Origin of the sequence: Stenotrophomonas sp. YIM B13575 (assembly GCF_042787595.1) — a bacterium.
Taxonomy (GTDB): Bacteria; Pseudomonadota; Gammaproteobacteria; order Xanthomonadales; family Xanthomonadaceae; genus Stenotrophomonas; species Stenotrophomonas lactitubi_B.
In genome coordinates this window covers 1-7,633 of the sequence record NZ_JBHZOP010000192.1, presented here as the reverse complement: position 1 = coordinate 7,633, position 7,633 = coordinate 1, and the positions used below count along the sequence as shown (strand labels likewise).

Below are 7,633 nucleotides of genomic sequence, written 5' to 3'. Positions count from 1 at the left end.
CCGTGCCGGTGGGGGGCGCAGGGGTATCCGCGCCATGGATGGCGCGGCTAAGCCTACAAGGACGTATTCACGGCGTCCCCTGCGCCCCCCACCGGCACGGGCCAACGCATGAAGCCCGCCGTTGATCGGCCACCCACGAGGGGCTGCGCCGATGGCTGGAAACTACCCATACCCGCCATGCACCGGATTGTGACGACGCACCGCCATCACCAACCCGAACCCCGCCAGCAGCGACACCGCCGACGTACCGCCGTAACTGATCAACGGCATCGGCACACCCACCACCGGCAGCAGGCCCGAGATCATCCCGCCGTTCACCAGCACATAGACGAAGAACGCCAGCCCCGTGGCACCGGCCAGCAGGCGCGAATACGAATCGCGTGACTGGCTGGCGATCCACAGGCAGCGCCCGATCACCACCAGATACAGCGTCAGCACCAGCGCCACGCCGATCCAGCCGAACTCCTCGCTCAGCACCGAGAACGCGAAGTCGGTGGTCTGCTCGGGAATGAAATTCAGGTGCGACTGCGAGCCTTCACCCCAGCCCTTGCCATCGAAACCGCCTGAACCAATGGCGATCTTCGACTGGATGATGTTCCAGCCCGCGCCCAGCGCATCCATTTCCGGGTCCAGGAACATCATGATGCGGTCCTTCTGGTACGGCCGCAGCAGCCAGAACCAGGCAACGGGCGCCACTGCCGCCACGCCGCCCACGCCCAGCCCCACCCACCACCACGGCAGGCCGGCCAGCAGCAGCACGAACACACCACTGGCGGCGATCAGCACGCCGGTACCGAAGTCCGGCTGCAGCATCACCAGCCCGGTCGGCACGCCGATGATCACCATCGCCACCAGCACCGTGTTGAAGCGCGGCGGCAGCGGCATCTTGTGCAGGTACCAGGCCACCATCATCGGCAGGCTGACCTTCAGCAGTTCGGCCGGCTGCAGGTAGAAGAACTTCAGGTCCAGCCACTGCCGGCCGTACTTGCCCGTGCCCAGCGCGAACACCGCCAGCAACGGAATCATCGAAATGGCGTAGATCAGCGGCGTGGCCGAGCGGATGCGCAGGATCGACACCCGCGAGATGCCCCACATCGCCGCCAGGCCCACGGCAAAACGCACGCCCTGTGCCATCACCAGGCCATCGCCGCCAGCGCTCTTCAACGTTGCCAGGCCGATCACCATCAGCGCGCCCAGGGCGAGGCACAGCAGCCAGTCGAGGCTGCTGAAGAACCGCTGCAGCATTTCGCCGGCCCAGCGCAGGAACTCCTTCATCGCGCAGCCTCCGCAGCAGGGGTCGGGCGCGTGCCGGCCGGCACGGTTGCCGCAGAAGGCGCACCGGGCGCACCGGGCGCAGGTGCCGGCACAGGCTCCGGCGCAGGAACACCGATCAGCACCGGATGCTCGGCCAACTGCGCGGCGGCGATATCGCCGGCCTGGCGTGCGCCCACGTCTTCATTGTCGAAGGCAGTCGCACCGATAGCAGTAGTGCCGCGCTCGCTGTCCAGCGGCTGCATGCCTTCAGGCATCTTGCCCAGCAGCCAGGCATCGAAGATCTTGCGCGCGATCGGTGCGGCCGCCGCGCCGCCATAACCGCCGCCTTCCACGGCGATGGCCAGCGCGATCACCGGCTGCTCGGCCGGCGCGAAGCCGACGAACAGCGCACGGTGGCGCAGGTGCATCGGCAGGCTTCTGGGATTGACCGCGGCGGTGCCCTTGCGGCTGACGACCTGCGCGGTACCGGTCTTGCCCGCCATCGTGTACGGCGCGCCGGCCGCCATGCGTGCGGCGCTGCCGCCGGGAAGCATGGTGGCCATCATGCCTTCGCGCACGGCCTGAAGATTGTTCGGATTGGGGCTGACCGGCTTGCTCGGGCCGGGCTCTGTCGCCACCCAGTCACTGTCGAAACCAGCACGCTGCTGCATCACCAGGTGCGGCGTGCGCAGCTGGCCATTGGCCAGGCCGCTGACACCACGGGCCAGCTGCAGCGGGGTGACCTTCCAGTCGCCCTGGCCGATGCTGATGTTAACCGTATCGCCGGGATACCAGGCTTCCTTGCGGCTCTTCCGCTTGTAGGCCGGCGACGGCAGGATGCCGGAGATCTCGCCGGTCAGATCGATGCCGGTCGGCTGGCCGAAGCCGTAGTACTCCATGTAGTGGTCGAACCGCTCGATGCCCAGGTCCAACGCCAGCCGGTAGTAATACGTATTGACCGACTGCGCGATGGACTTGCGCAGATCGGTCCAGCCGTGACCGCCACGGTGCGAATCGCCCCAGCCACGCGAGGTGCCCGGCAGGTAGAACATGCCGGTCGACAGCACCTTGTCCTCCGGACGGCGAACGCCCGAATCGAGGCCGGCCAGGCCGATCAACGGCTTCAGGGTCGAACCGGGAGCGACGCCGCCGAGTACCAGGCGATTGAACTGCGGGCGCGACGGGTTGTCGTTCAGCGCCTTGAAATCAGCATGCGAGATGCCGTTCACGAACAGGTTCGGGTCGTAGGACGGCAGGCTGACCATTGCCAGCACTTCACCGGTACGCGGGTCCATCGCCACCGCCGAGCCTTCCTGATCGCCGAAGGCGGCCACCATCGCGCGCTGCAGGTCGGCGTCGATCGACAGCCGCAGGTCGGCGCCGGACTGTGCGGCGACACGGCCGATGGTGCGGATCGCACGGCCCTGCACGTTGGTCTCGACCTGCTCGTAGCCGACCTTGCCGCGCAGTTCCTGCTCGTAATAGCGCTCCAGGCCGGACTTGCCGATATGGGTCAGCGCAGCATTGCCTTCGCCGAGGATCTCCAGATCCTTGTCGTCCACGCGGCCGACGTAGCCGATGATGTGCGCGAACAGGTCGCCATAGGGATAGCGACGGGTCAGGTAGGGTTCCAGCTCGACGCCGGGAAAGCGCCAGCGGTCCACGGCGAAGCGCGCCATTTCCTCATCGCTCATGCGCAGCTTCAGCGTGACTGGCAGGAACTTGCGGCGCGCCTTGCGCGACTTGTTGAACGCTTCCAGTTCTTCCGGGCTGATCTGGATGATCTTCGCCAGCCCTTCCAGGGTGGCATCCATGTCCTTGACCTTGTCCGGGGTCACATCCAGGCGGAACGCCGGCACGTTCTCGGCCAGCAGCCGGCCGTTGCGGTCATAGATCATGCCGCGCCCGGGAACCACCGGCCGCGGCTTGATGCGGTTGGCTTCGGAGCGGGTGGCGTAGATGTCGTGGTCCAGCACCTGCAGCTTGAAGTACCAGCCGCCCAGGCCCAGCAGGCAGACCAGCACGCCGAAGAAGCCCAACGCCGCGCGGCGCCGGAACTGTTCGGCTTCGGCGTGCGGATTCTTGACCTGGCGGCGCGGCAGCATGGCTCAGCGCCCGCGCTTGCCGAAGCGCACCGCATCCAGCAGCACGAACACCAGCGGCCACAGGCCCATGCCGAGCAGCGGTGCCCACCAGTACGACCACGGCAGGGTCGGCTCGCCCACCATGATGTGGACCAGCGCGCTGACGATGCGGTCGTTGAACAGCAGGCCGCCGATGGCCAGCATCTGCTGCGACATCGGGAAGAAGCGGATGCGCGCGCGGAAGCGCTGCAGGATGAAGGCCAGCATCACCAGCCGCAGCGCCTGTTCGCCCAGCACGCCGCCATACAGCAGGTCGGCGACGACGCCGCTGGCGAAGGCGATGCCGAGACCGACGCGCTCGGGCGCTTCGATCACCCAGTAGGCCAGCACCAGAGCCAGCCAATACGGACGCAGCGGCTGCAGCAGCGCCGGCAACGGCAGCAGGCCCAGCAGCAGGGCTACCACCACGCTGGCCGGCAGCACCCAGCGGTTGTCGCGAAGGCGGCTCATCGTTGCGCCTCCGGTATGGCCGGTTGCCGGCCAGCGGCCGGCACTACCGTGGAGCTGCCTGGAGTGGAGCCCCCTTGTTGTTCAAGGGGGTGCGCCAAAGGCGCGGGGTTAAGGGGGGATGCGGGGGCAACCGGCGTCGCCGAAGGCGAGGACGGTTGCCGGCCAGCGGCCGGCACCACCGTAGAGCTGGCTGGGGGAGAGCCCCCTTGTTGTTCAAGGGGGCGCGCCGAAGGCGCAGGGTTAAGGGAGGATGCGGGGGCAGCCGGCCTCGTCGCAGACGAGGACGGTTGCTGGCCAGCAGCCGGCACTACCGGGGTGGGCTGCGTCCCTGCAGGCGTGGTGCCGCTCGGCAGCGCGGTGACATCGGCTGGGCCACCGGGAGCACCCTGTTCCATCTGCAGGCGCAGGTTCGGCGGAATGCGGATCGCAGCGCCGGGGCGCAGCAGCAGGACATCGCGGCCGCGATCAAGCTGCGCGGCCGGTTTCAGTTCGCCCACCAGGAAGGCATGGGTGTCGTCCGGGCGCAGCCCGGTGATGGTGCCCACCGGGAATCCGGCCGGGAAGCGACCGCCAAGACCGGAGGTGACGATCTCGTCGCCCACTTCCACACCAGCGCTGAGCGGGATGTCGCGCAGTTCCAGCTTGTCGCCGCGGCCATAGACGATCAGGCGCACGCCGTTGCGGGCCACGGTCACCGGCACCGCGTGGTCGGGGTCGGTCAGCAACAGCACGGTGGAGCTGCCCGCAGTCACGTTGATCACCTGGCCCATCAGGCCGCCGGAATCGATCACCGCCTGGCCGACGTGCACGCCTTCGCGGCTGCCGGCATCCAGCACCAGGCGCTGTTTGACCGGGTCCAGGTCGATGTCCAGGATCGGCGCCAGCTGCACGTCCAGGCCACTGCGCTCGGCCACGTTCAGCAGTTCGCGCAGCTGGGCATTGTCCAGCGCGGCGGTCTGCAGACGGGTCAGGCGGGCGTTGGCCAGCAGCAGCTGGTTGCGCAGCTCGCGGTTCTCGGTCACCAGCTGGCCGTGGCTGGCGGCGGAGTCGCGCACCTGCCCGCCGAGCTTGCCGGGCAGGCCGGCCAGCGCCCACACCGGCTGCACCAGGCTGTTGGCCTGCTCGCGCAGACGCGCCAGCCAGCCGGCCTGGTCGTCGAGGACGATCAAGGTGATTGCCAGTGCGAGATAGGCCAGCAGCCGCAGCGGGCTGGCGGCATCACCGGATCGGGAAGCGACGGGAGGTCCGGCGTAGGGCGGCACGGCAGCGATTCAACTGGCAGAAGGCGGATGGGAAACACGCGGGCGCCCCGCCGGTGCCGACCCACCGATGTGGCGGGCCGCACCCCGGAGGGGCGCTGCGGGCGCAGGCAGCCGGGACGGCTTATTCCGGCGCAAAGAACTCGTTGCCGTGCATGTCGACCAGTTCCAGCGCACGACCGCCACCGCGGGCCACGCAGGTCAGCGGGTCGTCAGCCACCTGCACGTGCAGACCGGTTTCCTCGGAAATCAGGCGGTCCATGTCGCGCAGCAGAGCGCCACCACCGGTCAGCACGATGCCGCGCTCGGCGACGTCGGCGCACAGTTCCGGCGGGGTCTGTTCCAGTGCCAGCTTGACCGCGCTGACGATGCCCGACAGCGGCTCGTGCAGCGCTTCAAGCACTTCGTTGGAGCTGATCTTGATCATCTTCGGCACGCCTTCGGCGAGGTTGCGGCCGGAGATTTCCATCTCGATCGCTTCCGCCTGCGGGTAGGCACAGCCCAGTTCGACCTTGATGCGCTCGGCGGTGGCTTCACCGATCAGCATGCCGTGGTTGCGGCGCACGTAGTTGGTGATCGATTCGTCGAAGCGGTCGCCGCCGATGCGTACCGAAGCGGAATAGACGATGCCGTTGAGCGAGATCACCGCCACTTCGGTGGTGCCGCCGCCGATGTCGATGACCATCGAGCCACGGGCTTCGGTGACCGGCATGCCGGCGCCGATCGCGGCCGCCATCGGCTCCTCAATCAGGAACACGTCACGGGCACCGGCCTCCTCGGCCGACTCCTTGATCGCGCGGCGCTCGACCTGGGTCGAGCCGGCCGGCACGCAGACCAGCACGCGCGGGCTCGGGCGCAGGAAGCGCGACTTGTGCACCTTCTTGATGAAGTGCTTGAGCATCGCCTCGGTGTAGGTGAAGTCGGCGATGACGCCGTCTTTCATCGGGCGGATGGTGGTGATGTGGCCCGGGGTACGGCCGAGCATCTGCTTGGCCTCGGCGCCAACGGCCGCCACCGACCGGGTACCACCAATGGCGCGATCCTGGCGCACCGCGACCACGGACGGCTCGTTCAGCACGATTCCCTGCCCACGCACATAGATGAGGGTGTTGGCCGTGCCCAGGTCGATGGACAGGTCATTGGAGAACATGCCGCGCAGTTTCTTGAACATCTGGGAGTTGATCCTGAGGGGTGTCGCGCCCAACGCGGGATGGCGAAAAAATGGGCAGAAATCGAGGTCGACAAGCCTAGCAACCTGCCTGCCGCCGAGCAAGGAGAAATCCAGCTGAACCCGCGCCTTCACAGGCTTTCGGCCTGATCGGGCATCACCCGGTTCTGGCCCTGAGCGGCACCAGCGGGTAACCTTTGCGCCGTCGGGCGCCCAAGGGCGCCGTTTGCTTGCCTGCCGAAGTGGGCCGGCCCATCCCAAAATTCACCGCATAGGCTTACATCGATGTCCGCTCTGATCTGTGGTTCTCTTGCCTTCGACACCATCATGGTGTTCCCGGACCAGTTCAAGAATCACATCCTGCCGGACAAGGTGCACATCCTGAACGTGTCGTTCCTGGTGCCGCGCATGCGCCGCGAGTTCGGCGGCTGCGCCGGCAACATCGCCTACAACCTGCACCTGCTGGGTGGCGATCCGATCCCGATGGGCACGGTGGGTTCGGACTTCGGCCCGTACCGCGAGCACTTCGATGCACTGGGCATCGACCTCACCCGCGTGCGCGTGATCGACGAGCTGTTCACCCCGCAGGCGTTCATCACCACCGACCACGACAACAACCAGATCACCGCCTTCCACCCGGGCGCGATGATGCGTTCCTACGAAAACCACGTGCGCGACGTGCCGGGCGTCAGCCTGGGCCTGGTCGGCCCGGACGGCCGCGAAGGCATGATCCAGAACGCGCTGGAATTCCACGAAGACGGCGTGCCGTTCATCTTCGACCCGGGCCAGGCGATGCCGTTGTTCAACGGCCCGGAACTGCGCGAGTTCATCGAGCAGGCCGATTACGTGGTGGTCAACGACTACGAGTCGAACCTGCTGCAGGAACGCACCGGCTGGAACGAAAAAGAGATCGTCAGCCGGGTCAAGGCCTACATCACCACCCGTGGCCCGAAGGGCGCGGTGATCCACACCCCGGAAAAGAGCTACGACATCCCGCCGGCGCACGAGCGCCGCGTGGTCGATCCGACCGGCTGTGGCGACGCCTTCCGCGCCGGCCTGATCTACGGCATCCAGAAGGGCTTCGACTGGCTGACCATCGGCCGCATGGGCAACCTGATGGGCGCGCTGAAGGTCGAGCACCCGGGCACCCAGAACCAGCGCTTCACCTTCGATGAGTTCAACGAGCAGTTCAAGCAGCAGTTCGGTTACGCGTTGAGCGTGTAACCAAACTGCCCGCGCACCCGCTCGGTGGGTGTCGACCTTGGTCGACACGCTGCGCCCTGGTAGGTGTCGACCTTGGTCGACACTGCCGGCCAGCGGCCGGCACCGCTCTGCTAGCGCCGGGCCATGCCCGGCGG

Annotated in this window: 6 protein-coding genes; 1 reads left to right on the top strand and 5 read right to left on the bottom strand. The window is 67.4% G+C overall.

Going from position 1 to position 7,633, the window contains the following annotated elements:
- Positions 1-162: 162 nt before the first annotated feature.
- The 5 genes from rodA to ACFX4F_RS20760 all read right to left on the bottom strand — a co-directional run bounded on the left by rodA (position 163) and on the right by ACFX4F_RS20760 (position 6,278).
- Positions 163-1,275 carry a rod shape-determining protein RodA gene (rodA, locus tag ACFX4F_RS20780; RefSeq protein WP_205405496.1) on the bottom strand — a complete coding sequence of 371 codons (1,113 nt, stop codon included), beginning with the start codon at positions 1,273-1,275 and terminating at the stop codon, positions 163-165.
- Complete coding sequence (mrdA, locus tag ACFX4F_RS20775) at positions 1,272-3,359, bottom strand: penicillin-binding protein 2 (protein WP_380658239.1); 2,088 nt, start codon at positions 3,357-3,359, stop codon at positions 1,272-1,274. The genes rodA and mrdA overlap by 4 nt, the downstream gene beginning before the upstream one ends.
- A gap of 3 nt (positions 3,360-3,362) precedes the next feature.
- Positions 3,363-3,848: a rod shape-determining protein MreD gene (gene mreD, locus ACFX4F_RS20770; RefSeq protein ID WP_099820622.1), complete on the bottom strand. Its 486-nt coding sequence runs from the start codon at positions 3,846-3,848 to the stop codon at positions 3,363-3,365.
- On the bottom strand, positions 3,845-5,110 hold the full coding sequence (mreC, locus tag ACFX4F_RS20765) for a rod shape-determining protein MreC (protein WP_380658237.1): 1,266 nt from the start codon (positions 5,108-5,110) through the stop codon (positions 3,845-3,847). Before mreC ends, mreD begins: the two co-directional genes overlap by 4 nt.
- Positions 5,111-5,231: 121 nt before the next feature.
- A complete protein-coding gene (locus tag ACFX4F_RS20760) occupies positions 5,232-6,278 on the bottom strand; it encodes a rod shape-determining protein (RefSeq protein ID WP_025877255.1) in 1,047 nt (348 codons plus the stop codon).
- A 282-nt stretch (positions 6,279-6,560) separates the two neighbouring features.
- Between ACFX4F_RS20760 and ACFX4F_RS20755 the strand changes: the two genes are divergently transcribed.
- Positions 6,561-7,499, top strand: a complete 939-nt coding sequence (locus ACFX4F_RS20755; protein WP_049463859.1) for a carbohydrate kinase family protein — start codon at positions 6,561-6,563, stop codon at positions 7,497-7,499.
- The last annotated feature ends 134 nt before the right edge of the window (positions 7,500-7,633 follow it).